Raw genomic sequence first — 25,681 nt, forward strand, 5'->3', positions numbered from 1 at the left:
TGAATATCTGCTCGGCTTTTTTGATTTTAGTAATGGACCATGCAGCCTTGCTTGATCAGTTGTTCGATTACTGGTGTGCAATGGCTTAGGCTATTCCAGCGCAAATCTAGCCGTCGCAGAGCCTTCATTTTCCCCATACTCTGCGGCAGCCTGGTCAGACGGTTTGCACGCAGGTTCAATGAAACTAACGAACTTAATTTACCAAATTCTTCTGGTAGCTCGGTCAGTAGGTTGGAGCGTAGATTGAGCGTAGTCAGTTTTTGTAGTTGGCAGAATTGTTCTGGCAAACGCGCAATCGCGTTCTTTTCCAAATCTATTACTTGTAATGCTGCCATTTGAGCAATTTCCTCAGGCAGAGTTTCCAGACGATTATTCATCAGGTGTAACTCGCGTAACTGACACATCTTGCTGCTGTTGGCTGGCAGTGCCGCAATTTGGTTATTGTAAAGTCGAAGCTCTTGTAACGCCGCCAACGAATAAAATTCCTGCGGAAAGAGCGTAAGCTTATCATCCGTCATGTTCAGGTAACGCAGTTGCTGCAACTGGGTCATTGAATTGGGTACCTGGCTGAAGCCGTTGTCACTCAAATACAGGTATTGCAGATTGCGCAACGTGCCTATTTCTTCTGGAAGCGAGGTTGCACAGTTGTGGCCAAAATCCAACATCTCCAACTTTGTTAGGAGGCCGACTTCGGCGGGCAATTAAGGGACACAGCCTAGTACTTTCAAGTCTCGGTGGCGAAAAATCTGCTCAGGAAAGTGAGTCAGGCGATTATTATATAAGCTGATTTTTTGCAACTCGGAGCCGCGCAGATCTTTTTCATCCAGTTGCTCTAATTGTCGTCCATCGAGATCCAGTGAATCATGATGTTGGGGTAGATGTTGGTGCAGCATAAAAAACTCTCAAGACAGAAATAAAAAAGCCAGTCAGTGTCAACTGACTGGCCTCAATACTCAGAAGTACGGTTATTCTACGCGCAGAATACGACAGGTATTGGTCGTACCCACAGTACCCATAACATCACCTTGGGTGACGAGTACTAAGTCGCCAGAAACCAGATAACCTTTTTCACGTAACCGGCCAATTGCATCATTGGCAGCGGCGACACCATCACCATGACTGCCGAAGTAGACCGGGGTCACTCCGCGATAAAGTGCTGTCAGGTTTAATGTGTGCTCATGGCGCGACATGGCAAAAATTGGCAGACCGGAACTGATGCGGGACATCATGAGCGCGGTACGGCCAGATTCGGTCATCGCAATGATGGCTGTCACACCCTTCAGGTGGTTGGCGGCATACATTGTCGACATGGCAATGGCTTCTTCGACATTGTCGAACTGCACGTCCAAACGGTGCTTGGAAACGTTGATGCTTGGGATTTTCTCCGCGCCCAGGCAAACACGTGCCATTGCGGCAACCGTTTCAGCAGGATACTGACCGGCAGCTGTTTCTGCGGACAACATTACTGCATCGGTACCATCCAGCACGGCGTTTGCCACGTCCATAACTTCTGCACGGGTTGGCATCGGGTTGGTGATCATCGACTCCATCATCTGCGTGGCAGTGATTACTGCACGGTTCAGCGTACGGGCACGACGGATAAGTTTCTTCTGGATCCCGACCAACTCCGGATCGCCGATTTCCACACCCAGATCGCCACGGGCAACCATCACCACATCGGAAGCCAGGATGATGTCATCCATCGCTTCGTCGCTGGCTACGGCCTCGGCACGCTCCACTTTTGACACAATTTTAGCGTTACAGCCCGCATCACGCGCCAGACGACGCGCATAGTTGAGGTCTTCACCAGTACGTGGGAAGGAAACGGCAAGATAATCGACGCCAATTTTGGCCGCGGTTATAATATCGGCTTTGTCTTTCTCAGTCAGTGCTTCGGCAGACAGCCCACCGCCCAGCTTGTTGATGCCCTTATTGTTCGACAGTGGACCACCAACCGTGACCTCGGTAAACACTTTCATGCCCTGAACTTCAAGCACTTTCAACTGTACGCGGCCATCATCCAACAGCAGTACATCGCCAGGAACGACATCGGCAGGTAAACCCTTGTAGTCGATACCCACTTTTTCTTTATCGCCTTCACCTTTTGACAGGTTGGCATCAAGGAGGAACTTGTCGCCAACGTTAAGGAAAATTTTCCCTTCTTTAAAGGTGGATACGCGAATTTTCGGACCCTGAAGATCGCCCAGGATAGCGACGTGACGCCCTAATTTTGCGGCAATCTCACGTACTTTATTTGCACGAAGTTGATGATCTTCTGCAGTACCATGAGAAAAGTTAAGCCGAACTACGTTTGCGCCTGCGGCAATGATCTTTTCCAGATTATTGTCGCGGTCAGTAGCCGGACCCAGTGTGGTTACGATTTTGGTTCTTCTGAGCCGTCTGGACATGTATTACTCCGTTGACTGGTAAAGCAAGTATTGGTGTTGCGATAACGTCGAATAACGAAACCGACCGTATTCAGCGAGGGTACTCTGCTGATATTTCACTCGGGTTATCCGTACGAGCGTACTAACACGGTACAACCTATATTTCCGCCGAGCAAATCGAGACGAGGCAGCGGATTTAAAATCAGTTAAGAGTCAAAGCTCTTGGTAATGGAAGCGCCCTTATCAAAACGCGATTCCTTCAACGCTTCTTTGACCCGCTTCAAGTTATCTCTGAATTTAGGTCCTCTGCGCAAGGTAAATCCTGTCGCCAGAACGTCTATGAGCGTTAACTGAGCGATTCGCGATACCATTGGCATATAAACGTCAGTGTCTTCCGGCACATCTAATAGCAGTGCAAGGGTGGCCTCTTTGGCCAGCGGTGTATCTCGAGAGGTTATGGCAATCACGGTGGCGTCATTTTCCCGCGCCAGATGTGCCATTTCCACCAGGTTTTTGGTTCGCCCGGTATGCGAGATCAATACTACGACATCGCCTTCGGAGGAGTTCATGCAACTCATACGTTGCATGACAATATCGTCAAAATAGACCACGGGGATATTGAAACGGAAGAATTTGTTCATCGCATCGTGCGCAACGGCTGCCGAAGCGCCTAACCCGAAGAAAGAGATTTTTTTTGCCTGTGTGAGTAGGTCAACCGCACGATTGATAGCGGTAATGTCGAGATTTGCCTTTACTGTATCAAGGCTGGCCATCACTGACTCAAAGATTTTACTGGTGTAGGCATCTGCGCTGTCGTCTTCTTCGACGTTGCGGTTTACGTACGGTGTACCGTTTGCCAGGCTTTGTGCCAGATGGAGTTTGAAATCAGGGAACCCTTTAGTATCAAGTCGGCGACAAAAACGGTTAACGGTAGGCTCACTGACATCAGCCATTTTTGCCAGCGTGGCGATACTGGAGTGAATTGCAGTTTGTGGGGAGGCCAGGATCACCTCGGCGACTTTCCTTTCAGATTTGCTCAGGAGCTCCAGATGGCTCTGGATTTTTTCCAGCGTATTCATATAACGAGAGTCACTCATGGTTTTGTACCCGCCATTTCTTAGGCCACTCCAGTTGAGGTTGCGCTGGCTGTAGCCTGAAACTCATAGGGTAAGTCGATTTCAATCAAAGGAGAAATCAATGCCAGTTTAGTGAAAATATACTACGTGCTGGTAGACGTTGGCAGTGTCGACATGGAATATGCTGGTTTTTTTCACCAGAACATGACCTGTGTCTAACTTTCATAATGGTAAAAGAGCGTCAAAAAAGATAGATAATTACACTCCCTCTCGTTAGCAACAACATCAGCCTCACGTCGGGGTTAACAGGGCTGGCCCTGTGTTTTATCTTCCGCTTTTGATCTGGGTTTACTGGCTGTAGTCAAAGAGAGTACATTAGTAATGTAAGAAAATTACAATTATCCTGAAACGAGGAGATGAACATGGCGGTAACCTCTACAGCCCAGGCGTGTGACCTGGTTATTTTCGGCGCGAAAGGCGATTTGGCGCGTCGTAAACTGCTGCCTTCCCTGTATCAATTAGAGAAAGCCGGCCACATTCACCCGGATACCCGTATTATTGGTGTAGGCCGCGCCGAGTGGGATAAAGAATCCTATACCAAGATAGTCAAAGAAGCGCTAGACACCTTCCTGAAAGAAAAGCTTGATGACAACTTGTGGACTACGCTGAGCGCTCGTCTGGATTTTTGTAATCTGGATGTCAATGACAGCAAGAATTTCTCTCGTCTCGGCAAGATGCTGGATCAGAAAAATCGCACCACCATTAACTATTTTGCCATGCCACCAAGCACTTTTGGCGCTATCTGCAAAGGTCTGGGAGAGGCCAAGCTGAATAAAGAACCGACGCGTGTGGTGATGGAAAAACCGCTCGGTACCGATCTGGCATCCTCTCGGGTGATCAACGATCAGGTCGCGGAATATTTTAACGAATGCCAAGTTTACCGTATTGACCACTATCTGGGCAAAGAGACGGTTCTGAACCTGTTGGCATTGCGTTTCGCTAACTCGCTGTTTTCGTCTAACTGGGATAATCGCACTATCGATCATGTGCAAATCACCGTGGCGGAAGAAGTGGGAATTGAGGGCCGCTGGGGATATTTCGATCAGGCTGGTCAGATGCGTGACATGATCCAGAACCATCTGCTGCAGATCCTGACGATGATCGCCATGTCGCCACCGGCAGATTTAACCACTGACCGCATCCGCGATGAGAAAGTAAAGGTGCTACGTTCGCTGCGCCGTATCGATCACACCAATGTCCGTGAAACCACGGTTCGTGGGCAGTACACTGCAGGCTTTGTCCAGGGTAAGAAAGTGCCCGGCTATCTGGAAGAAGAAGGGGCGAATAAGAGCAGTTCTACCGAAACCTTCGTCTCCATTCGTGTTGATATCGACAATTGGCAATGGGCTGGCGTGCCATTCTACCTAAGAACCGGTAAACGCCTGCCAACCAAGTGCTCAGAGGTGGTGGTCTACTTCAAAAACCCACCGTTGAATCTATTCCGCGACTCATATCAGCAACTGCCGCAGAACATACTAACCATCCGCCTACAACCGGATGAAGGGATCGATATCCAGGTGCTGAACAAGGTGCCAGGGCTGGATCACAAGCATCGCTTGCAGACTACCAAGCTTGATCTGAGCTTCTCAGAAACCTTCAACCAAGAACACGTGGCAGATGCTTACGAACGTCTGCTGCTGGAAACCATGCGTGGGATCCAGGCGTTGTTTGTGCGTCGTGATGAAGTAGAAGAGGCATGGAAATGGGTAGACTCCATCATGGATGCATGGAAAGCGGATAATGAAGCGCCAAAACCTTACCAGTCTGGGACTTGGGGGCCGGTTGCGTCTGTAGCGATGATCACCCGCGATGGCCGTTCCTGGAATGAGTTCGAATAAGTATTGTTGTATATCTTCTCTCTCTTTGGGAGAGAAGTGGAGTATCTGACGGGCAACAGCCTGTCTGCTGGATTTTTACCTGGAGGTACGATCGGAATCCGTAGTGATGCGGAGCCCTGTGGCAGGGGCGTGCCATACACCAACCGAAAGTAGTGGAGATAACGACGATGAAAAACTGGAAAACCAGTGCTGAGCAGATCCTGACGGCCGGCCCAGTCGTTCCGGTAATTGTGATCAACAAACTGGAACATGCAGTCCCGTTGGCTAAAGCATTGGTTGCAGGTGGTGTACGCGTGTTGGAAGTGACCTTGCGTACCCCCTGTGCGATGGATGCTATTCGCGCAATTGCTAAAGAAGTGCCTGATGCCATTATTGGCGCTGGAACGGTGATTAATTCGCAACAACTGCATGAGGTAACTGAGGCTGGAGCACAGTTCGCTATCAGCCCAGGGTTGACTGCCGGCCTGCTGCAAGCCGCTACTGCAGGCAGCATTCCGTTGATCCCAGGCATCAGTACGGTTTCTGAACTGATGCAGGGAATGGATCATGGTCTGCGCGAGTTTAAGTTTTTCCCGGCCGAAGCCAACGGTGGCGTCAAGGCGTTGCAAGCAATTGCCGGGCCTTTCTCGCAGGTTCGTTTCTGCCCGACGGGTGGCATCACACCGAACAACTATCGTGATTACTTGGCATTGAAGAGCGTGCTGTGTATCGGTGGTTCGTGGTTGGTGCCGGCAGATGCGCTGGAAAAAGGTGATTATGCCCGTATCACTGAATTGGCGCGTGAAGCTGTCGAGGGAGCAAAAGCGTAAGTAAACAAAGTCGTTTTTCTGTTGATGCCAATCCATTGTGATTGGCATTTTTTTTGCCGGTCATTCCTACTACTTCGCCGTTTATACCAGTTGCATCGTTGAGTTTGCATAGCGATAGGTTAATAGCCGCACCACTGGGAAAACTACCGGTAATCACTCTTTATGACTGCCCAGGTTTGCAAAAGTTTTAAGCTGAGTTGCCTCGGTTTACAAGCACAGGTTTAATCCGCATTGCGGCTGAGTTTGGGCTGTAATTTTGCGGCTATATTCCTGATAAAATTCAAGCGTGATTTTAGGCTTTCTTAATTTTTAAAAGTATTAACATTCTTATTTATAGAACGTTTTTCCTCACTTTTTGCGAAAATGGCGGTTTGCTTTCTTTTATTTGCTGTGGTAAAAATAATGCGGTAGATAATTTTACATTCATGAGGATATTGGGCAAATCGCACGGTGTGCGGCTGAAGATATAGAATAATTATGATGATACTTAATGGAATTACCCTCAGAACTTCTACTTGCCAGCTTTTCCTTTCTGCCATCCTTGCCAGTGAGCATCACTGGTGCAGCGAGCTATAGCGCCTTTTCCCTTAACCGGTACCGATGACAGGTTTGACTGACCGTCGTTTGGCGTTTCCGGGCAAACATTATTGATACGTTCGGGTAGGTTTATCCCCAGGGATTTCTATGTCTCAAGTGTCGCTGTGCGGCTGTTTGATGAGATACATTGGGATAAACACGCCTTAGCGAGTGATATTCACCGTTTGGGAGAAAAATAATGATTTATTGGATCTTTTTAGGCTTTGCCATTGTTGCTGAGATTATAGGTACCCTGTCTATGAAATACGCCAGCGTCAGTGGTGGAATGACCGGGCATATTGTGATGTATGTGATGATTACTGGCTCTTACATCATGCTGTCATTAGCGGTAAAGCGAGTTGCATTGGGCGTGGCTTATGCGCTGTGGGAAGGGATTGGCATTCTGTTTATTACTCTGTTCAGCGTTATGCTGTTTGATGAGCCAATCTCCGCCTTGAAAGTGTTTGGCCTGGTAACATTGATCGCCGGGATCCTGTTGGTGAAATCAGGGACTCGTAAAACACGAAAACAGGTAAACCCACAAGGTGGCGACCATGCAACAGCTTGAGTTGTATCACATTGGGTTTCTGGCACTTGCTATCGTACTTGAAATAGTCGCCAACATCTTTCTGAAAATGTCCGATGGTTTCCGCAGGATTTGGATGGGATTGCTCTCTTTGCTGACGGTACTGGCTGCGTTCAGTGCGTTGGCCCAGGCGGTAAAGGGGATCGACCTATCGGTTGCTTATGCGTTGTGGGGCGGTTTCGGTATTGCAGCCACAATCGCTGCCGGTTGGATCCTGTTCGGCCAGCGGTTGAATGCGAAAGGCTGGGTTGGCTTGGCATTGTTGCTGACAGGCATGGTGATCATCAAGCTGGCGTAAAAGAAGCTAAACCGCAGGTCATGGCCTGCGGTGTTCTTTTTAGAGAGCTGCAATAATTTTGATTTCAACTTTGAATTTCGGGTTCATCAGCCGCGCCTGCACGGTACAACGTACTGGGGCATTGCCTGCGACAACCCAGGCATCCCAAGCCGCATTCATAGCGGCGAAATCATTGCCATCTGCTAGAAAGATGGTGGCATCTAAAATCCTGCTTTTATCAGATCCCACGCGTGCAAGCAGCACGTCAATCGCTGCTAACGCATTGGCGGTTTGTGCCGTTGCATCGTCATCAAGGTTTTCCGGCACGCTAGTGTAATAAATGGTGTCATTGTGGATCACTGCTTCTGACCACCGTTGTGCTGGATCAATTCGTTCGATGTTCATTCATTTATCTCCATATCTTCAACATCATAAGGATAACACAGCCTTTATAGGATGTGGTTGCTGATAAAGTCGGTGGTAGCGGCTTAACGGGCTTGGCATAATCACCGCTGAATGACACCGGCAGAGAGATAGCGTGATAGACGATTTCGCACCAGAAGGCGCATTAGCGCAGGCAATCAATGGTTTTAAACCCCGTGAGCCGCAGAAATTAATGGCTGAGGCGGTGACCGAAGCCATCAATTTCAAACAGGAACTGGTGGTTGAGGCAGGGACCGGTACCGGGAAGACTTATGCCTACCTGGCACCGGCATTGCGTTCGAAACGTAAGGTGATTATTTCCACCGGTTCCAAGGCATTACAGGACCAACTCTATACGCGTGACCTTCCTACTGTTGCCAATGCCTTAAAATATAAAGGAAAATTGGCTCTCCTCAAAGGGCGAGCCAACTATCTGTGTCTGGAACGGTTGGAGCAGCAGTCCATGGCGGGTGGTGAACTGGCAGGGCAGACATTGATCGATTTGGTGCGGCTGCGTAGTTGGTCATCCCAAACTGAAGAGGGTGATATTAGTTCGTGCAGTGATGTGGCAGAAGACAGTTTTGTCTGGCCTTTGGTGACCAGCACTAACGATAACTGTCTGGGCAGTGATTGCCCATTGTATAAAGAGTGCTTTGTAGTTAAAGCACGACGTCGGGCAATGGATGCAGATGTGGTGGTGGTGAATCACCATCTATTTTTGGCCGATATGGTGGTCAAAGAGGGGGGATTTGCCGAGCTGATACCGGAAGCGGACGTGATGATCTTCGACGAAGCACATCAAATTCCGGATATTGCCAGCCAATACTTTGGCAAACAACTGACCAGCCGCCAACTGTTGGACGTAGCAAAAGACATTACTATTGCCTATCGCACCGAAGTTCGTGATACCGCGCAACTGCAAAAAAGTGCCGATCGTCTTAGCCAGAGTACGCAGGATTTTCGCTTAGCATTGGGTGAGCCTGGATTCCGTGGCAACTTGCGCGAAGTACTTGCCCAGCCAAACGTCCAGCGTGCATTGCTGTTACTCGATGATGCGCTGGAATTGTGCTACGACGTGGTTAAGCTATCTCTTGGGCGCTCAGCTTTACTGGATGCGGCTTTCGAGCGCGTTACGTTATATCGTGCTCGTCTCAAGCGGTTGAAAGAGGTCGGCGAGCCGGGATTTAGTTACTGGTATGAATGCAACTCACGGCATTTTGTATTGGCATTGACGCCGCTCACCGTAGCCGATCGCTTTCGCGAAATGCTTGATGAAAAACCCGGTAGTTGGATTTTTACCTCGGCAACACTCTCGGTTAACGAGCAAATGGGCCATTTCACCGAACGCCTGGGGTTGAATAAGGCTAAAACCTTGCTGCTGCAAAGCCCGTTTGACTATGCCAATCAGGCATTACTCTGTGTCCCCCGTTTTCTGCCCTCGCCAAATCAGCCAGGAGGGGCTCGTCAATTGGCCCGGATGTTGCGGCCATTGATAGAAGCCAACCAAGGACGTTGTTTCTTCCTATGTACTTCCCACCAAATGATGCGCGAATTGGCTGAGGAATTCCGAGCCACGCTTGCGCTGCCGGTCTTATTACAAGGAGAAACGAGTAAAGGCCAACTTCTGGCGCAGTTTGTTGAGGCCGGGAATGCGTTGCTGGTCGCAACCAGCAGTTTCTGGGAGGGCGTTGATGTCCGGGGCGATGCGCTCTCTTGTGTCATTATCGATAAGCTGCCGTTTACTTCACCAGATGATCCGCTATTAAAAGCCCGTATTGAGGATTGCCGCTTACGTGGTGGCGATCCATTTAATGATGTCCAACTACCCGATGCGGTAATCACGCTTAAACAGGGTGTTGGCCGCCTGATCCGCGATACCGATGATCGCGGTGTGTTGGTCATTTGTGATAATCGCTTGGTCATGCGGCCCTATGGTGAAGTGTTCCTCAACAGTTTGCCGCCAACGCCGCGCACCCGCGATCTGGCGCAGGCGATAGCCTTCCTTAAGGCCCGATATGCGTAGCCATAGGGCCGTGCTACAATATGCGCCCTTTATTAAACCACTGATTTTTCCCGCCTGAGGTTTGGCATGTCCACGCGAATTTTAGCGATCGATACGGCGACAGAAGCGTGTTCTGTTGCTATCTGGAATCAAGGCGAAACTCACGTCCTGTTCGAGTTGTGCCCACGCGAGCACACCCAACGCATTCTACCGTTGGTACAACAGGCGCTTGCTGAGTCTGAACTAACCCTTTCTCAACTGGATGCGCTGGCGTTTGGCCGCGGCCCTGGCAGTTTTACCGGTGTGCGTATAGGCATTGGGATTGCCCAAGGTCTGGCGCTGGGAGCCGATCTGCCGATGCTTGGCATTTCCACGCTACAAACCATGGCGCAAGGTGCCTGGCGGATGAGCGGTGCACAACGCGTATTGGCAACAATCGACGCGCGGATGGGAGAAGTCTATTGGGGACAGTTTGAGCGTCAGCCAAATGGCTGTTGGCTGGAGAGCGAAGGGGAGGCGGTGCTGTCTCCGCAGCAAGCGTTTGAGCGAGCATACCACTTGCAGGGGAACTGGGCCTATGCAGGAACCGGGTGGCAAACTTATCCTGACCTGGTTGCGGGCACGTCTCTCAACCTTACCGATGGGCAAATGTTGTTGCCGCATGCTGAAGATATGTTGCCATTGGCACTTAGAGCCTGGCAGCAAGGCTTGGCTGTAAGTGTAGAAAATGCTGAACCTACTTATCTGCGTAATGAAGTTACCTGGAAGAAACTGCCGGGGCGTGAATAATTACACTATTATTAAAGTGTTGCTGTTACAAGGTTGAAGATACAGCGCCTGCAACTTGCATCACGTAACGCGGTCGAAGTTACAGTTATTACAGGAGATTGCGACGATGTTAACCCATACTTTAAGTAGAAAATTGTTAACGCTGGCAATCGCTGGCAGCGCGTTGGCGCTCTCCGGTTGTGTGACTATACCAGATGCTATTCAGGGAACGAGCGCTACACCTGTAACCGATATCTCTACGGTGCAAAATGCACCAAATTTGTTTAAGGGTGTTGAAGGGCGCTTTGGTGGTACGGTCGCGGCAATGGTTAATGAGCGTGGCAGAACGATACTGGAGATTGCTGCAGTGCCGTTGGACTCAGGTGCTCGCCCTATTCTTGGCGAACCATCGCAAGGACGCATACTGGCTACGGTTAATGGTTTTCTCGATCCGATTGATTTCAGAGGACAACTGGTTACCGTCGTCGGGCCTATTACTGGTATTCATGAAGGAAAGATTGGCTCGACGCCTTACCGATTTGTCACCATGGATGCTAATGGTTTCAAACGTTGGCGCATTGCTCAGCAAATCATTATGCCGCCGCAGCCTATGGGGCCATGGGGACCAGGGCCTGGCTGGGGGCGGGGGCCGCACGGTGGACACTGGGGGCCTGGCTGGGGAGGCTGGTATAACCCAGGCCCTGCACAAATACAGACCATCGTTACCCAGTAAACCATACGGGTAGAAGGAGATTTTGCTAGGGCGGCTAAATGGTCGCCTTTTCTATTTAGGTGTCTTGATGTGTTGGTAATTAGTGACGCACCTCGCAACCTGAATATTGTTTAAAACCCAAACTGGTACGCTGAGTTAAAATATTGTTAAATCAGGCTGTGATTTTGGGGGCTGCGATGAAAATTAGTAATGATTTCAGGAGTAATAGCTTGGAAAAGGTCTGGTTAAAACGTTACCCAGCAGATGTTCCGGCAGAAATTGATGCCGATCACTACTCATCACTGATCGAAGTTTTTGAAAATGCAGCCGTACGCTATGCGGATCAACCCGCCTTCATCAATATGGGGGAGGTAATGACTTTCCGCAAATTGGAGGAGCGCAGCCGGGCTTTTGCCGCTTACCTGCAAAATGAGCTTGGGTTGAAGAAGGGGGACCGCGTTGCACTAATGATGCCTAACCTGTTGCAGTATCCGATAGCACTGTTTGGTATCCTGCGTGCAGGAATGGTTGTGGTTAACGTAAATCCGCTTTATACACCGCGAGAGTTAGAGCATCAGTTAAACGACAGTGGTGCCAGCGCCATTGTGATCGTTTCAAACTTTGCTCATACGCTGGAAAAAGTGGTGTTCAAAACGCAAGTGAAGCACGTCATCCTGACCCGCATGGGCGATCAGCTATCTGCTGCCAAAGGGACCTTAGTTAACTTCGTGGTGAAGTACATCAAACGACTGGTGCCCAAATACTACCTACCTGATGCGATCTCTTTCCGCAGTGCGATACAGCGTGGCCGCCGTTTGCAATATGTGAAGCCTGATGTTATCAATTCGGATCTGGCTTTCCTGCAGTATACCGGTGGTACGACCGGGGTTGCCAAAGGGGCGATGCTGACTCATCGTAATATGCAGGCCAACCTGGCGCAGGCCAAAGCAGCCTATGCACCGTTACTTCGTGATGGGCAAGAGTTGGTGGTAACTGCCTTGCCTCTCTATCACATCTTTGCTTTGACGGTAAACTGTTTGCTGTTTATTGAACTGGGGGGACGCAGCCTACTGATCACCAATCCACGTGATATTCCTGGGATGGTTAAGGAACTGGCAAAATATCCATTCAGTGCCATGACTGGGGTCAACACTCTATTTAATGCGCTGTTGAACAATGAAGATTTCCAGAAGCTTGATTTCTCCTCCCTACGGCTGTCAGTGGGTGGTGGAATGGCGGTACAGAAAGCTGTTGCTGAAAGATGGGAAAAGCTGACAGGCAAACATTTGTTGGAAGGTTATGGCTTGACAGAGTGTTCACCTTTGGTGTCTGGCAACCCACACGATTTAATGCATTACAGCGGAAGTATCGGTCTGCCGGTGCCCTCGACCGATATTCGCGTGGTGGATGACGATGGCAAAGATGTGGCTCGGGGGGAACCCGGTGAACTTTGGGTTAAAGGGCCGCAAGTTATGTTAGGCTATTGGCAACGTCCTGATGCAACGGACGAAGTATTACATGACGGCTGGTTGGCAACCGGTGATATTGTTATGGTGGATGATGAAGGCTTTATTCGCATCATCGACCGTAAAAAGGATATGATCCTGGTTTCAGGATTTAATGTTTATCCGAATGAGATCGAAGATGTCGTCAGCCAGCATTCGAAGGTACTTGAATGTGCGGCCATCGGTGTGCCAAGTGGTGCTTCTGGGGAAGCAGTGAAAATTTGTGTAGTGAGGAAAGACGCGTCACTCACTAAAGAAGAATTACTTACCCACTGTCGCAGACACCTGACGGGTTATAAAGTGCCCAAAATTGTTGAGTTTCGTGACGAATTACCAAAATCGAATGTCGGCAAAATTTTGCGACGTGAGTTGCGTGACGAACAGAAAAAAACCAAGGCTGCTAATGCCGCTTAGGTTAGTTGTCGTAACACCTTTTCAGCAACGCCGGTGAATGCCGGCGTTGTTGTGTTTGAACCACACAAATGACCGAGAGAATGACGTTTTGAATTATCAGTTGATCACTACCGACGCCGGATTGCAGCAAGTCTGCGAGCAGGCAAGAAACTATGCCCAGGTTGCGTTGGATACTGAGTTTGTTCGCACCCGAACCTACTATCCGCAGTTGGGCCTGATCCAGCTATACGATGGCGAACAACTCTCACTAATTGATCCGTTGCCGATTAAGCAGTGGCAGCCCTTTATTGATTTGTTGGGTGATACCGCTGTGGTGAAGTTTTTACATGCGGGCAGTGAAGATCTAGAGGTTTTTCTTAATGCCTTTAAAGCATTACCAAAACCTATGATCGATACCCAGATCCTGGCCGCGTTCAGTGGGCACGCGCTATCTTGTGGCTTTGCCAAACTTGTGGCGGAGTACATGAACGTCGAGCTGGACAAAAGTGAGTCACGTACCGACTGGTTAGCTCGGCCATTGACCGAGCGGCAGTGCATTTATGCTGCTGCTGATGTGTTCTATCTGTTGCCAATGGCAAAAAAATTGATGCAGCAAACCGAAGAGGCCGGTTGCACTAAGGCAGCAGAGGATGAATGTCTGTTGCTTTGCCAACGTCGCAGCGAAACATTGGCTCCTGAGTTGGCCTATCGTGAGATTAATAATGCTTGGCAGTTGCGTCCACGCCAATTGGCATGCCTACAGAAATTGGCTGCGTGGCGCCTTCAACAAGCCCGTGAGCGCGATCTGGCGGTAAACTTTGTGGTGCGTGAAGAGAATCTTTGGGCGGTTGCCCGTTATATGCCTTCCTCATTCGGTGAACTTGATGCGCTTGGGCTGAGCGGTCCGGAGATACGCTACCATGGCAAAACGCTGGTGGCGCTGGTTGAGGAAGCCAATGCACTCGACGATTCTGTTTTGCCCGAACCGATCATCAATCTGATCGATCAGCCTGGCTATAAGAAAGTATTCAAGGAAATAAAAGCCGCAATTACCACTGTGAGTGAGCAAAATGGTTTAAGCGTTGAATTATTGGCTTCCCGTCGGCAGATTAACCAACTGCTGAACTGGCACTGGAAATTGAAAGAGAGTGACACATTACCGGAGTTAATCAATGGCTGGCGTGGGGAATTATTGGCGCAACCCTTGCTGAGTATCCTACAAGAGTACTAATCGATTGGAACAATGGCGGGACAGTTTAATCAAATTGTTCCGCTTGCTAAAAAATCACATAAATCAAAAATGCCAGAATTCAGCCAAAAAGAGTTCAGCTAGAATGATATTGGACTTTATTTCAACGCAACTGCACGTTTTATTTCTATTGGCTACTTAAATGACTGGTATTTTATACAGTGACCCCTGTATGGAATATACAGGGGCACTTAATACGCCACATCATTTATCAGTTTCTTCAGATTCCGGTAGGGTCACGTTAAGTTCAAGAACCGAAATATCGTCCCCTTTTTGCTCAAACTGCACATGCAGCATTTCGGGGTCGATCTGAATGTATTTACAAATAACAGCCAGAATATCGCGTTTTAAATCAGGCAGATAGTGTGGTTCGCTATCCCTGCGACGGCGTTCTGCAACGATAATTTGCAGCCGTTCCTTGGCAACGCTGGCTGTTGGTTTTTTGCGGGACAGAAAGAAGTCTAACAAGGCCATGGTTTATCCCCCAAAAAGGCGTTTCAGGAAGCCCTTTTTCTCTTCTTCGATGAAGCGGAATGGGCGTTCTTCTCCTAACAGGCGGTGAACGGTATCGTCGTAGGCTTTACCAGCATCAGACTCACTATCAAGAATAACAGGTTCGCCCTGGTTCGAGGCACGCAATACGGACTGATCTTCAGGGATCACGCCAACCAGCGGAATGCGGAGAATTTCCAACACGTCTTCCATACTGAGCATGTCGCCACGGCTGACGCGCCCCGGGTTGTAACGTGTCAGTAGCAGATGTTCCTTGATTGGCGCTTCGCCTTTTTCGGCACGGCGTGACTTGGAGGCAAGGATACCTAGAATACGATCAGAGTCACGAACCGAAGAGACTTCGGGATTGGTGGTAATGATAGCTTCATCGGCAAAATACAATGCCATCAATGCACCAGTCTCAATACCTGCCGGTGAGTCACAAACCACAAATTCGAACGCCATCTCATCGAGATCATTGAGGATCTTCTCAACGCCTTCACGGGTCAGTGCGTCTTTATCACGCGTTTGTGATGCGGGCAGGATGTAGAGGTTATCGGTACGTTTGTCTTTGATTAAGGCTTGATTCAGCGTGGCATCACCCTGAATTACATTAACAAAATCATAGACTACGCGGCGTTCGCACCCCATGATAAGGTCAAGATTACGTAGGCCGATATCGAAGTCGATCACTACGGTTTTCTTGCCTTTCTGAGCTAGACCGGTAGCAATGGCCGCACTTGATGTGGTCTTGCCAACGCCCCCTTTACCCGATGTAACAACAATAATGCGTGCCATGAAATGGATTCCTTGTCAAAAGGGCTTAATTTAAAGGTTGTATGGTTAATGCATTATCCGACAGGCTGAGACGCGCTGCCTGCCCGAAGAAATCGGACGGGATTTGATCACTCAACCAGTACTGCCCTGCGATAGAGACTAGCTCAGCCCCCAGGTGTGTGCAAAAAATCTGACACCTGGTATCCCCTGAGGCTCCAGCCAATGCCCTTCCTCGCAGGGTGCCATAAATATGAATATTGCCATCGGCAATTAATTCAGCACCAGCGCTGACGCTGCTAGTGACAATAAGATCGCTATTGCGGGCATAAATCTGTTGCCCAGAACGGACCGGAGTACTGATGATACGCGTTTTAGCAGGGGCATTGTCTGGTATTATCGCATGTGCTTGAGCGGCCATTCTCTGACCTTTACCTTCATTAAGGAAGGGGAGACCTGCTCGTGCAATAGCACGCTTTTGCCGCTCATCTTTACAACCGCTGATACCGACAACTCGCAATCCAGCAGCTGTGGCAGCCTGTTGAATTTCTCTCCAGTTCGCGTCGCTATCCAGCGCTGCAACATTTATTACAACAGGGGCATTCTTAAGAAAAGCTGGGGCTTGTTCCACCTTCTCCTGAAGTGCCTGACGTATTACCTCGGGTTCTGAACTATGTAAATGAACAACCGATAGGGTAAAACTGCTGCCTTTTAGCTCAATTGGCGATTGTGACATCTATCCTGACTCAGTCTCAGCAACTTTAAATCCCCGGAATACCATTCGGGGCGCGATATTCCGAAGTACTATAAGCATGTTATAGTCAGAGTTATATCCAGGCAAGACGCTGCCTCAATTAAATAGAGTTAAAAAAATGCTTTGTGTGATCTATAGAAGCTCAAAACGTGATCAAACTTATCTTTATGTCGAAAAAAAAGACGATTTCTCGCGTGTACCTGAAGAACTGATGAAAAGCTTCGGTACACCACAGTTTGCCATGATGCTTTCACTCGACGGACGCAAGAAGTTAGCGTCAGCGGATATCGAAAAAGTGAAAGAAGCATTGAAACAGGAAGGCTTTTATCTGCAGTTTCCACCACCTGTGGAAAATTTATTAAACCTTCACCTGTCTGACTCTGATAAATAAATTTGGTTGAATACCGTGTGTCAGCTAAATGCTGCCTTCTCCGAATATTCCCAAATAGACTTGTGGCCGAGGTCAACTGCTGAGATCCGGGATTGAATGATGTACAGGTTCATAGCGTGGTTGAGTGGGGTGCAAATGGCTTTAGTTTCTGGTGTGAGAAATTGGCCGATCATGTTAGGCGAACAGCAAGGGCGTACTTTTCTGGTTTATGATAACTTCCGTACTCTCATGCGCTGGAATCGTGCGTATCATTTTGCGATTAGTGTGGGGATGATGGCTGGATGGTATTGCACAATAAGGGTTGTACCCTCCAGGTGCCTGGAACGGCACTCTTTTCGTATCACGGGCTTGGTATAGCGAGCCCCTAAACTGTGGTTGGGAGAGGCGGTATGTATCAACATAGAGACTGGCAAGGAGCGTTGCTTGATTTCCCAGTGAGCAAAGTAGTTTGTGTGGGCAGCAACTACGCTGACCATATTAAGGAAATGGGAAATTCAATATCACCCGAACCTGTGCTTTTTATCAAACCTGAAACAGCGTTGTGTGACATCAGGCAACCGGTAGCAATCCCTAAAAGTTTGGGTGCTGTTCATCATGAGGTGGAGCTTGCGGTACTTATTGGTACTCCCCTAAAGCAGGCTAATGAGGATCGCGTTGCCCGGGCTATTGCGGGTTATGGCGTTGCGCTGGATTTAACTTTGCGTGAATTGCAGGCAGGGTTTAAAAAGGCCGGGCAGCCTTGGGAAAAAGCCAAAGGATTCGACGGCTCTTGCCCTATCTCCGGTTTTATTCCTGTTGCTGAGTTTGGCGACCCGCAAAATGTCGAGTTATCCCTTACAGTAAACGATGAGTTGCGCCAGCAAGGTAATACGCGGGATATGATTACGCCTATTTTACCATTAATTGCTTATATGAGCCGTTTCTTCACGCTGCGTGCTGGTGACATCATCCTGACGGGGACGCCTCAGGGCGTTGGCCCGATGGCTTCTGGAGATATGCTGAAAATTTCTCTTAATGGAAAAGCACTCAGTACCCGTGTGATTTAGGCTTAATCAAAGCTGTAATACTGGATTGACAGCGGAGTTGTCGACAGCTTGAAAGATGAACCTCAAGGATGAGGTTCATAGTCATCTGGTAAACTCAGTGATCGTATGTTGGAGATAACGGTCTAATTGCCTGCAATTCACAAAAATTTGAGCATAAAGAAGCGCTCATCAAATTTTCTTAACAAAAAAAGTTACTGCATCGGCATTATAAAACCGCTTTCCATAGATGTGGCTTATATGAATACGACAATCATGATTTTACTCATTTCATAAAATCCAATCTCATCAGCGCCCTTGGTACCCTTCCAGTCAGTAGTTTTTTTAGTAATTAATACTGATTTTTCGACGGTGTTAATACGGATACTTGCTCATAAAGTTTCGGAGCTACAGTACCGAACGGTAGCTAATAGGACTCAATACATTATATGTTAACCCTTTGTAATTGCCTGTTTAGCTCATCTGCAGTGGTGATGAAATTAATCTGGGTGGACACTGCATATACAACTATAATTTTTGTCGTGATAGGTATATTGATCGCAAGATTTAAAATATTACGTAAGGTGCAATGTTCGTCAGCTCAATATAAACATCTTCTTTAGGCTTTGTGCATCTATGTCTTTAGACGTTTTTTGACTTGATTCGTAACTATGTTTAAGTTGCATGCTTTTTATACAATATAAAACATCTGTATTTTATAGACTTAAAGTTATAAGCAATGTTTTATTGTTAGTTATCTGCCTATCCATTGTGCCTGTAATACAAATAGTTAGACTATTTCAAACGCGTTTTATATCCTTTTTAATCAATCATTTAGCTCATTTATTTCATTGCTCTCACTTTTTCTGACAGCATCGGCAAGATGATTGAGTAGTAGAGTCCGATTTGGTTGCTTATACAGAAAATTTTCTTTTAAATAAAATTTATAACTGTTTTTAGTTACATTTACCATCAATAAAATTGTTTAAAATATTTTATTTGGTGTTTTATGCCATTTTATGGTTTTTGCTGATTATTGCCGCTTGATTTATAAGAAAAATCCTAGTTTAATTGGTTTTAAAATTTGTTTTTGCCTTTGTTGGTTAATATTGGTTTCCTTAGTTCACTGGTGTTTGTATTATTTTTGCAACCTGTCAGATAAAGGGTTTGATTTATCAACAGGTTTTTAAAATATGATTCCTACTGTTTTTATAGTGTTGAAGGATTCTTTTTTAAAAAATTCAACAGTCTTCTTTAATGAGTAGAGAAGCGGAAGAACTTACTAGATTTTGAATCATAGGGACTCAATATGAAGATGAATAAGCTGATGTTAGCAGTGGTTATGGCTATGGGGGTCACATCTATTGGTGCTAACGCGGCCAATGGCGGTGCGGGTAAAATCAATTTCAGTGGTGATATCCTTGATGCCCCATGCTCCATTGCTGAAGGGAACAATGGTGACGGGCAGAATGTCAATCTGGGTCAGGTAGCTCGCGTTAAATTGGCAAATCAGGGAACCTCTAAACCGACGAATTTTGCAATTCAATTGGTTGGCTGTGATGCTACTGCTATTGGGAAAACCGTATCCATTACCTTTGGTGGCGCATCTGCGGGACCTGGCGCTGATGCTAACCTGCTGGGGATTACCGGTACTGCGAAAGGTGCAGGCGTCGTGGTTACAGATGGTAACAGCAATCAGATCGTGCTTGGGCAGAAAACGACTCTGCGCAAAATGATTGAAGGCGATAATACTCTGAATTTCTCCGCTTATCTGAAAGGTCTGACAGCTTCTGCTCCTGTTGTACCAGGCGAATTCACCAGCGTAGCAGACTTTACCCTTGATTATGAATAATCGCTAAAGGCTGAGGGTATGCGGTATTTTCCGCATACCTATCTTCGGTTCGTCCGTTTGTTTACCAAAAGGAAAAAACAACAAATGAGACGACTTCTCATACCATCGATTATCTTGCTCTCTTGCACATTAAGTATTGTATGTGCCGAGGCTAAGTTGCTTGGTGAAGGTGAAGTTAATATGAGCGGTGAAATTCTTGCTTCGGCTTGTGCTATTGAAGCAGGGAGTGCTTTTCAGTCAGTAAGTCTGGGGGCTATACCGATTAAAAATATTGAAAAACACAGCGCTAGCTCTGAGGTAGAGTTTAATATTCGTCTGACTAACTGTGATTTACTTCCGGGTTTGCTAGAAAATACTCAAGGTATAAGGATTACCTTCGATGGGTTACGTTCAAGGGATGGGAAATCTATTGCAAACCAGGGCGATGCGCGAGGGATCGGACTTGGTATCAAAGATGCTCAAGGTAACGATGTAATACCTGGCGTCGCTCTATCAGGGATTACTCTCCCTTCTGGAGACACGGTTTTGAAATATTCATTAACTCTTAACAAGACTCGACATCAAATCAAAACCGGTACTTTCCAGGCAAATGTCCGTTTTATGATTGAGTATTTTTAAGACGGATTTTTTCATCCACAGTATTGATTAATGGAATATAGCTAAGCATAGGCGAAAGTAAGGGAATAGTGGGTAAAACCGTATGAAGCTAAAATTAAAACCACATAGTCTCTGTATCGCTATTTTATTTGCTCTGTTTGGTGCTGGTAAAATCGCCTACTCTGTTGAGTTTAACACCGATATTCTCGATGCTGAAGACAAGAAAAATATCGATTTCTCGCGCTTTGCAACAGCTAATTATATCTTGCCAGGAGATTACCTATTAACGTTGATGATTAATAACCATCAACTAGCAGATTTCACAATTCCCTTCTATGCCCGAGATGGTAAAAAAGACAGTATTGAGGCTTGCCTATCACCAGAGATGGTTGAACGATTGGGCTTAACAATCTCAGCCCAGGACAAAATCACCTACTGGCATGATAACGCTTGTGCTGATCTTTCCGCTTTATCTGGAGCGACAGTAAGTGGTGACTTGAGCAATGCAGCTCTGAGGATTTCTATTCCTCAAGCCTTGCTGGAATACACTGACCCGAACTGGGTGCCTGCTTCACAGTGGGACAATGGTATTCCAGGACTACTTCTGGATTATAACGTCAACTCCGCTGTTACTTGGCTGCAGGGTGATGATCAGATGAAAAATGCCAGTGTTAGTGGTACGACTGGTACCAACATCGGTTCCTGGAGGTTACGTGGCGACTATCAGGGGAGTTATACCTCTGCATCGCGAGGGCAAGATAGCCAGCGCAATTTCGCCTGGAGCCGGATGTATGCCTTCCGCGCGTTACCGCAAATGGGGGCGACTCTGACATTGGGGGAGAACTTTATCAATTCAAACCTGTTCGATAGTTGGCGCTATACCGGTGTGGGGATTGCTTCGGATGAAAGAATGCTGCCCCCCTCTTTACGAGGGTATGCGCCGGAAGTGAGTGGGATCGCTCGGACTAATGCTAGAGTGATCATCTCACAACAGGGGCGGGTATTGTATGAAACTACGGTCGCATCGGGGCCGTTTCGTATTCAATCTTTGAGCAGTGCGGTGAACGGGAGGCTGGATGTAAGGGTAGAGGAACAGGATGGCAATACACAAACCTTTCAGGTTGACACTGCTACCATACCTTATCTGACCCGTCCTGGTCAGGTCCGTTACACTACGGCCTTTGGGCGTCCATCTACTTATGATCACGGCATTGAAGGCCCGATGTTTGCAAATGGCGACTTCTCTTGGGGAGTGGCAAACAGTTGGTCGCTTTATGGTGGGGGAACGTTTGCCGGGGATTATAACGCAGTGGCGATAGGTCTTGGTCGCGATCTGTATAATTTTGGTGCTCTTTCTGCTGATGTTACCCAATCTTGGGCTCGTATTCCTGGTCAAGATAGCCGTGTCGGTAAATCTTGGCGTCTGAGTTATTCGAAGCGTTTCGATGAGATTAACGGCGAAGTGACCTTCGCGGGGTATCGCTTCTCCGAGCGTGAGTTTATGTCGATGGGGCAATATCTTGAATCTCGATATCATGATGGTAGCGTAGGTCAGGATAAAGAGCTTTACACCATTACGGCGAATAAGAGTTTTGAAGATGCCAGCGTCACGGCCTATCTATCTTATAGCCATCAAACCTATTGGGACCAGCCATATAATGATCGCTATAACATTTCTATAAGCCGTTACTTCGATTTTGCAAGTTTGAAAAATCTTGCAGTCAGTCTCTCTGCTACTCGTAGTAAATTTAATGGTCAAAAGAATGACACTTTATTCCTCAGTATGAGTCTTCCTATGGGCAACGGAACTCTCAGTTATAGCGGCCAGACCAACAACAGCCGCTATAGCCATTCTTTAGGGTATTACGGTCGTATAGATAATAGAAACAGCTACCGCCTAACTGGCGGTACTTCCAGTGGTGGAGGGAACGGCACTAACGGCCAAGTGAGTGGCTATTTCAGCCATCGCGGCGACTTTTCCGATATGAGTGTCAATGCTTCCTATGTACAGAACAGTTTCACCTCTTTAGGGTTATCCCTGCAGGGCGGCGCAACGGTCACTGGTAAAGGGGCTGCACTGCATCCTGGGGGGGGCAACGGTAATACCCGTCTGCTGGTTGATACCGGAGGGGTAGGGAATGTACCTGTTGAAGGGGGGCGTGTACGCACTAACAGATGGGGTATTGGCGTAGTGACCGATATGAGTAGCTATTATCTGACTAGCACCAGCATCGATGTTAATCAGTTGGATGATGATGTTGAAGCCAGCAAGTCAGTGGTGGAATCATCTTTGACCGAAGGTGCAATAGGTTATCGCCAGTTCTCTTTGCTTAAGGGGGCAAAAGTACTGGCCATTTTGGCGCTGTCTGATGGAAGCCATCCACCGTTTGGCGCCAGTGTGATGAATCGTAAAGGTCAAGAACTAGCAGTTTTGAGTGATGGTGGATTGGCATATTTAAGCGGTATCAGCTTTGGAGAGCAATTGGACGTGGTTTGGAACGGCCAGAAACAGTGTTATGTGGAAATACCAAAATCGCTACCACCATTAGCTCAGTTGCTATTGCCGTGCCATTCAATGAACTAATCAACAGGAAATAGTTATGCAAAAAATAAGAACTCTGGCACTCGGGTGCACATTACTATTGAGCACACAGGCAGTAGAGGCCGCTTTAGCGCTTGATCGTACACGTGTAATTTATAATGGTGAAGTAAAATCGGTAAGTTTAAACATTAATAATGATAATAAACAACAACCTTATCTTGCTCAGGCATGGATAGAAGATGCAGAAAATAGAAAAATTACTGGGCCATTGGTAGTAGTGCCTCCTGTACAAAGGCTCGAGGCAGGAGGCAAAAGCATGATTAGAATTACCAGTTTGCCGGCAGTTTCGTCTTTGCCACAGGACCGCGAATCGTTGTTTTATTTTAATCTGCGTGAGATCCCTCCGCGGAGTGAAAAACCAAATGTTATGCAGATTGCGTTGCAAACCAAAATCAAACTGTTCTATCGCCCTGCAGCAATCACACCGGAAAGGGGGGCGGTCTGGCAGGAACAGTTGCAATTGATTAAAACTGCAACGGGATACCGTATTGAAAACCCGACACCCTATTTTGTCACTGTGATTGATTTGACGGAGAAGGGAAAGCCTGGCTCAAATATTTCCCCTGTGATGATTGCCCCTAAATCTGCTGAAAGTGTGAAAACCCCGCAATTGCATACACCTGTACTGACTTACATCAATGACTATGGTGGTCGACCAGAACTCACTTTCAATTGCCAAGGTGAACGCTGTCAGGCAATGAAATCCTGATAGAACGTGCAGCAAGGAGTATGGATAAAATGGAAGCATCTTTCTACCGTTGTGCATTTCTGGTGGGCCTTTTACTGATGGCTGGAAAAGCCTGTGCCAGGCAGGCCGACAATTGGAATGTTGATGGCATGTATGGGGAACTGCAAGTAAGTGGTGACATGATGCTTTCACCCTGTGTGTTGGCAATGGAGTCGGAAGAGCAGACTGTTGATTTGGGCGCGATCCCTAGTTACAGGGTTGCACGTCCTGGAACAAGAACTCCGCCTGTTGCATTTCGCCTTAAGCTGCTCGACTGTGGCAGCAGTGCTCCCGATTTGCATGACAATCAGCAAGGTGGCACGGATATTTATGCTCCTGAGCAACCCGCAGTATTTATTACATTTCTAGGCGAGCAACTAAGTGGCGGAGGCCAGCTTTTCCGGCTGCGGGGTACGGCAAAAGGTGTTGCATTAAGGCTTTCCGATCGTGAACAACGGCAAATTTATCCAGGCGTGCGTAGCAGCCCGTTACTACTCGATCAGGGTGATAACAGCTTGGTATTTTATGCCCAATTGGAAAAGGGCGTAGGTGAACTTAAGCTAGGAACGTTTTCGACACTGATCAATTTCAAGTTAGATTATCTCTGAAGTGCGCTGATTCACAAAAGGTTTGCAATAGGAATTCGTCATGCATTCAGCTTTAACAGTAGGGTTAAAAGGGAGAGTTTGGGGGCTGCTACTGTTGGCACTTCTTTCATCTGCCGTATTGCCAAAAAAGGCCCTTGCTAATTTTGGCGGTCTTGCGCTCTCATTCTCTGGCCGGGTTTTTGCTCCCGCCCCCTGCAAAATTAATAATGATGAAACCATAAGTATTTCTTTTGAAAAGATAGGCATCGATAAAATTGATGGTAAAAACTATGCTGTAATCAAAACACTGCCTATCACCTGCGATGCTGGCACACTAGCCCCTTTACAGCTGCAGATCCAAGGGGAGAGCGTTATCGGCAAAGCAAACGTCTTACAGACGAATAGAGACAATTTGGGGATTGCGTTATATAACGCCGGGAATAACCGTGCAATATCACTCAACCAGTTTTTTGATGTAAATAGAAGTGCCAGTTTTTTGCTAAAGGTCATTCCTGTGAAAATAAGTGATAGCGCACCATTATCAGAGGGTAGCTTTGTTGCAAATGCTACAGTTGTTTCCAGATATAACTGAAGGTGTCGACATGCGTATATTCTATTTATGGCTGAACTTGTCGCTTTTTTCTATTCTCCTTCCAGGATTTGCTGAGGCGGTTGACCTTCGAATCTCTGGAGATCTGGTAGCAGAGCCTTGCGTAGTAAATATAGACTCAATTGAACGGCAGGTTAAATTTAATAGCATTCCTTCGCGAAATTTCTATCTTCATCCGCGGAGCGCCCCTGAAAGTTTTGTAATCATGCTCGAACAATGCGATGTTGATATAGCTAAAAGCGTAAGCATATCTTTTACTGGGGAAGATGACTCGGAACAACCAGGGTTATTGGCAGTTACCGGTGATGCTAAAGGTATAGCCATTGTTCTTGAAACAGAACAGGGAGAACCACTAGCGATTAATCGTGGGAAAGCAAAATTTACCTTGCGCAAAGGTATAACATATTTGGAAATAAAGGCTTATTTGCAAGCATCGAAAAAGAGTATTGAAAATCGCGGTGTCAAGGAAGGAGAGTTCAGTGCGACTGCCATATTTAACTTAGAATACGAATGAGTGGGATGTTTAAATTTTCGCTTAAACGTAAATGGGTTCTCTTTAGCTTGATTATTTATAAAGGTAAGTTTCCTATTTATGCAATTATGCTTACTCAC

The 25,681-nt window shown here is 47.3% G+C and carries 26 protein-coding genes and 1 pseudogene; 19 read left to right on the top strand and 8 right to left on the bottom strand.

From position 1 onward, the window contains the following. Positions 1-26: 26 nt before the first annotated feature. The 4 genes from SAQUA_RS10695 to SAQUA_RS10710 all read right to left on the bottom strand — a co-directional run bounded on the left by SAQUA_RS10695 (position 27) and on the right by SAQUA_RS10710 (position 3,466). Positions 27-665 carry a leucine-rich repeat domain-containing protein gene (locus SAQUA_RS10695; RefSeq protein WP_380673370.1) on the bottom strand — a complete coding sequence of 213 codons (639 nt, stop codon included), beginning with the start codon at positions 663-665 and terminating at the stop codon, positions 27-29. A gap of 36 nt (positions 666-701) precedes the next feature. Next, positions 702-893, bottom strand: coding sequence for a hypothetical protein (locus SAQUA_RS10700; protein ID WP_380673372.1), 192 nt, complete (start codon positions 891-893; stop codon positions 702-704). A gap of 72 nt (positions 894-965) precedes the next feature. Continuing rightward, on the bottom strand, positions 966-2,408 hold the full coding sequence (gene pyk / locus SAQUA_RS10705) for a pyruvate kinase (RefSeq protein WP_380673374.1): 1,443 nt from the start codon (positions 2,406-2,408) through the stop codon (positions 966-968). A gap of 185 nt (positions 2,409-2,593) precedes the next feature. Further along, complete coding sequence (locus SAQUA_RS10710) at positions 2,594-3,466, bottom strand: MurR/RpiR family transcriptional regulator (RefSeq protein ID WP_380673638.1); 873 nt, start codon at positions 3,464-3,466, stop codon at positions 2,594-2,596. A gap of 419 nt (positions 3,467-3,885) precedes the next feature. Here SAQUA_RS10710 and zwf point away from each other — a divergent pair, with 419 nt between their 5' ends. The 4 genes from zwf to mdtI all read left to right on the top strand — a co-directional run bounded on the left by zwf (position 3,886) and on the right by mdtI (position 7,630). Continuing rightward, the gene (gene zwf, locus SAQUA_RS10715) at positions 3,886-5,361 is read left to right on the top strand and encodes a glucose-6-phosphate dehydrogenase (protein ID WP_380673376.1); all 1,476 of its coding nucleotides are present in this window, start codon (positions 3,886-3,888) and stop codon (positions 5,359-5,361) included. A gap of 167 nt (positions 5,362-5,528) precedes the next feature. Continuing rightward, entirely contained in the window at positions 5,529-6,170 is a 642-nt protein-coding gene (locus tag SAQUA_RS10720) for a bifunctional 4-hydroxy-2-oxoglutarate aldolase/2-dehydro-3-deoxy-phosphogluconate aldolase (RefSeq protein ID WP_380673378.1), read from the top strand. A gap of 775 nt (positions 6,171-6,945) precedes the next feature. Next, positions 6,946-7,314 carry a multidrug/spermidine efflux SMR transporter subunit MdtJ gene (gene mdtJ / locus SAQUA_RS10725; protein WP_380673380.1) on the top strand — a complete coding sequence of 123 codons (369 nt, stop codon included), beginning with the start codon at positions 6,946-6,948 and terminating at the stop codon, positions 7,312-7,314. Then, on the top strand, positions 7,301-7,630 hold the full coding sequence (mdtI, locus tag SAQUA_RS10730) for a multidrug/spermidine efflux SMR transporter subunit MdtI (RefSeq protein ID WP_380673382.1): 330 nt from the start codon (positions 7,301-7,303) through the stop codon (positions 7,628-7,630). Before mdtJ ends, mdtI begins: the two co-directional genes overlap by 14 nt. A 39-nt stretch (positions 7,631-7,669) precedes the next feature. On the opposite strand, the gene SAQUA_RS10735 is transcribed toward mdtI, so the two are convergent. Then, positions 7,670-8,014 carry a RidA family protein gene (locus SAQUA_RS10735; protein ID WP_380673384.1) on the bottom strand — a complete coding sequence of 115 codons (345 nt, stop codon included), beginning with the start codon at positions 8,012-8,014 and terminating at the stop codon, positions 7,670-7,672. Positions 8,015-8,147: 133 nt separating this feature from the next. Between SAQUA_RS10735 and SAQUA_RS10740 the strand changes: the two genes are divergently transcribed. From SAQUA_RS10740 to rnd, 5 genes are all read left to right on the top strand, one after another. After that, positions 8,148-10,055: an ATP-dependent DNA helicase gene (locus SAQUA_RS10740; protein ID WP_380673386.1), complete on the top strand. Its 1,908-nt coding sequence runs from the start codon at positions 8,148-8,150 to the stop codon at positions 10,053-10,055. A 66-nt stretch (positions 10,056-10,121) separates the two neighbouring features. Then, a complete protein-coding gene (gene tsaB, locus SAQUA_RS10745; RefSeq protein ID WP_380673388.1) occupies positions 10,122-10,823 on the top strand; it encodes a tRNA (adenosine(37)-N6)-threonylcarbamoyltransferase complex dimerization subunit type 1 TsaB in 702 nt (233 codons plus the stop codon). A 106-nt stretch (positions 10,824-10,929) separates the two neighbouring features. Beyond that, positions 10,930-11,535: a Slp family lipoprotein gene (locus SAQUA_RS10750; protein ID WP_380673390.1), complete on the top strand. Its 606-nt coding sequence runs from the start codon at positions 10,930-10,932 to the stop codon at positions 11,533-11,535. A 209-nt stretch (positions 11,536-11,744) separates the two neighbouring features. Then, positions 11,745-13,433 (top strand): long-chain-fatty-acid--CoA ligase FadD, encoded by a 1,689-nt coding sequence (gene fadD, locus SAQUA_RS10755; RefSeq protein WP_380673392.1) that lies wholly within the window; start codon positions 11,745-11,747, stop codon positions 13,431-13,433. An 88-nt stretch (positions 13,434-13,521) separates the two neighbouring features. Then, positions 13,522-14,643, top strand: coding sequence for a ribonuclease D (rnd, locus tag SAQUA_RS10760; protein WP_380673394.1), 1,122 nt, complete (start codon positions 13,522-13,524; stop codon positions 14,641-14,643). A 222-nt stretch (positions 14,644-14,865) separates the two neighbouring features. Here rnd and minE read toward each other — a convergent pair whose 3' ends face one another. From minE to minC, 3 genes are read right to left on the bottom strand one after another with little or no spacing between them, the layout of a single operon-like run. Continuing rightward, positions 14,866-15,135, bottom strand: coding sequence for a cell division topological specificity factor MinE (gene minE, locus SAQUA_RS10765; protein ID WP_380673396.1), 270 nt, complete (start codon positions 15,133-15,135; stop codon positions 14,866-14,868). A gap of 3 nt (positions 15,136-15,138) precedes the next feature. After that, complete coding sequence (minD, locus tag SAQUA_RS10770) at positions 15,139-15,951, bottom strand: septum site-determining protein MinD (protein WP_380673398.1); 813 nt, start codon at positions 15,949-15,951, stop codon at positions 15,139-15,141. A gap of 25 nt (positions 15,952-15,976) precedes the next feature. Continuing rightward, the gene (gene minC, locus SAQUA_RS10775) at positions 15,977-16,663 is read right to left on the bottom strand and encodes a septum site-determining protein MinC (protein ID WP_380673400.1); all 687 of its coding nucleotides are present in this window, start codon (positions 16,661-16,663) and stop codon (positions 15,977-15,979) included. A 136-nt stretch (positions 16,664-16,799) separates the two neighbouring features. On the opposite strand from minC, the gene SAQUA_RS10780 reads away from it, so the two are divergent. The 10 genes and pseudogenes from SAQUA_RS10780 to SAQUA_RS10825 all read left to right on the top strand — a co-directional run bounded on the left by SAQUA_RS10780 (position 16,800) and on the right by SAQUA_RS10825 (position 25,583). Beyond that, a complete protein-coding gene (locus tag SAQUA_RS10780) occupies positions 16,800-17,072 on the top strand; it encodes a YcgL domain-containing protein (RefSeq protein ID WP_380673402.1) in 273 nt (90 codons plus the stop codon). A gap of 183 nt (positions 17,073-17,255) precedes the next feature. Beyond that, a pseudogene (locus tag SAQUA_RS10785) lies at positions 17,256-17,351 on the top strand (lytic murein transglycosylase); the annotation flags it as partial. Between the two features lie 110 nt (positions 17,352-17,461). After that, complete coding sequence (locus SAQUA_RS10790) at positions 17,462-18,118, top strand: fumarylacetoacetate hydrolase family protein (protein ID WP_380673404.1); 657 nt, start codon at positions 17,462-17,464, stop codon at positions 18,116-18,118. A gap of 1,285 nt (positions 18,119-19,403) precedes the next feature. Then, positions 19,404-19,946 carry a fimbrial protein gene (locus tag SAQUA_RS10795; protein ID WP_380673406.1) on the top strand — a complete coding sequence of 181 codons (543 nt, stop codon included), beginning with the start codon at positions 19,404-19,406 and terminating at the stop codon, positions 19,944-19,946. 180 nt (positions 19,947-20,126) lie between these two features. Then, positions 20,127-20,564 carry a fimbrial protein gene (locus SAQUA_RS10800; protein WP_380673408.1) on the top strand — a complete coding sequence of 146 codons (438 nt, stop codon included), beginning with the start codon at positions 20,127-20,129 and terminating at the stop codon, positions 20,562-20,564. Between the two features lie 82 nt (positions 20,565-20,646). Next, positions 20,647-23,127, top strand: a complete 2,481-nt coding sequence (locus SAQUA_RS10805; protein ID WP_380673410.1) for a fimbria/pilus outer membrane usher protein — start codon at positions 20,647-20,649, stop codon at positions 23,125-23,127. 16 nt (positions 23,128-23,143) lie between these two features. Then, the gene (locus tag SAQUA_RS10810) at positions 23,144-23,854 is read left to right on the top strand and encodes a fimbria/pilus periplasmic chaperone (protein ID WP_380673412.1); all 711 of its coding nucleotides are present in this window, start codon (positions 23,144-23,146) and stop codon (positions 23,852-23,854) included. A 29-nt stretch (positions 23,855-23,883) separates the two neighbouring features. After that, positions 23,884-24,480, top strand: a complete 597-nt coding sequence (locus SAQUA_RS10815) for a fimbrial protein (RefSeq protein WP_380673414.1) — start codon at positions 23,884-23,886, stop codon at positions 24,478-24,480. Positions 24,481-24,520: 40 nt separating this feature from the next. Continuing rightward, a complete protein-coding gene (locus SAQUA_RS10820) occupies positions 24,521-25,051 on the top strand; it encodes a fimbrial protein (protein ID WP_380673416.1) in 531 nt (176 codons plus the stop codon). A gap of 10 nt (positions 25,052-25,061) precedes the next feature. Beyond that, the gene (locus SAQUA_RS10825) at positions 25,062-25,583 is read left to right on the top strand and encodes a fimbrial protein (RefSeq protein WP_380673418.1); all 522 of its coding nucleotides are present in this window, start codon (positions 25,062-25,064) and stop codon (positions 25,581-25,583) included. The last annotated feature ends 98 nt before the right edge of the window (positions 25,584-25,681 follow it).

Source organism: Serratia aquatilis, assembly GCF_044865145.1.
In the GTDB taxonomy this organism is placed as follows: Bacteria; Pseudomonadota; Gammaproteobacteria; order Enterobacterales; family Enterobacteriaceae; genus Chania; species Chania aquatilis.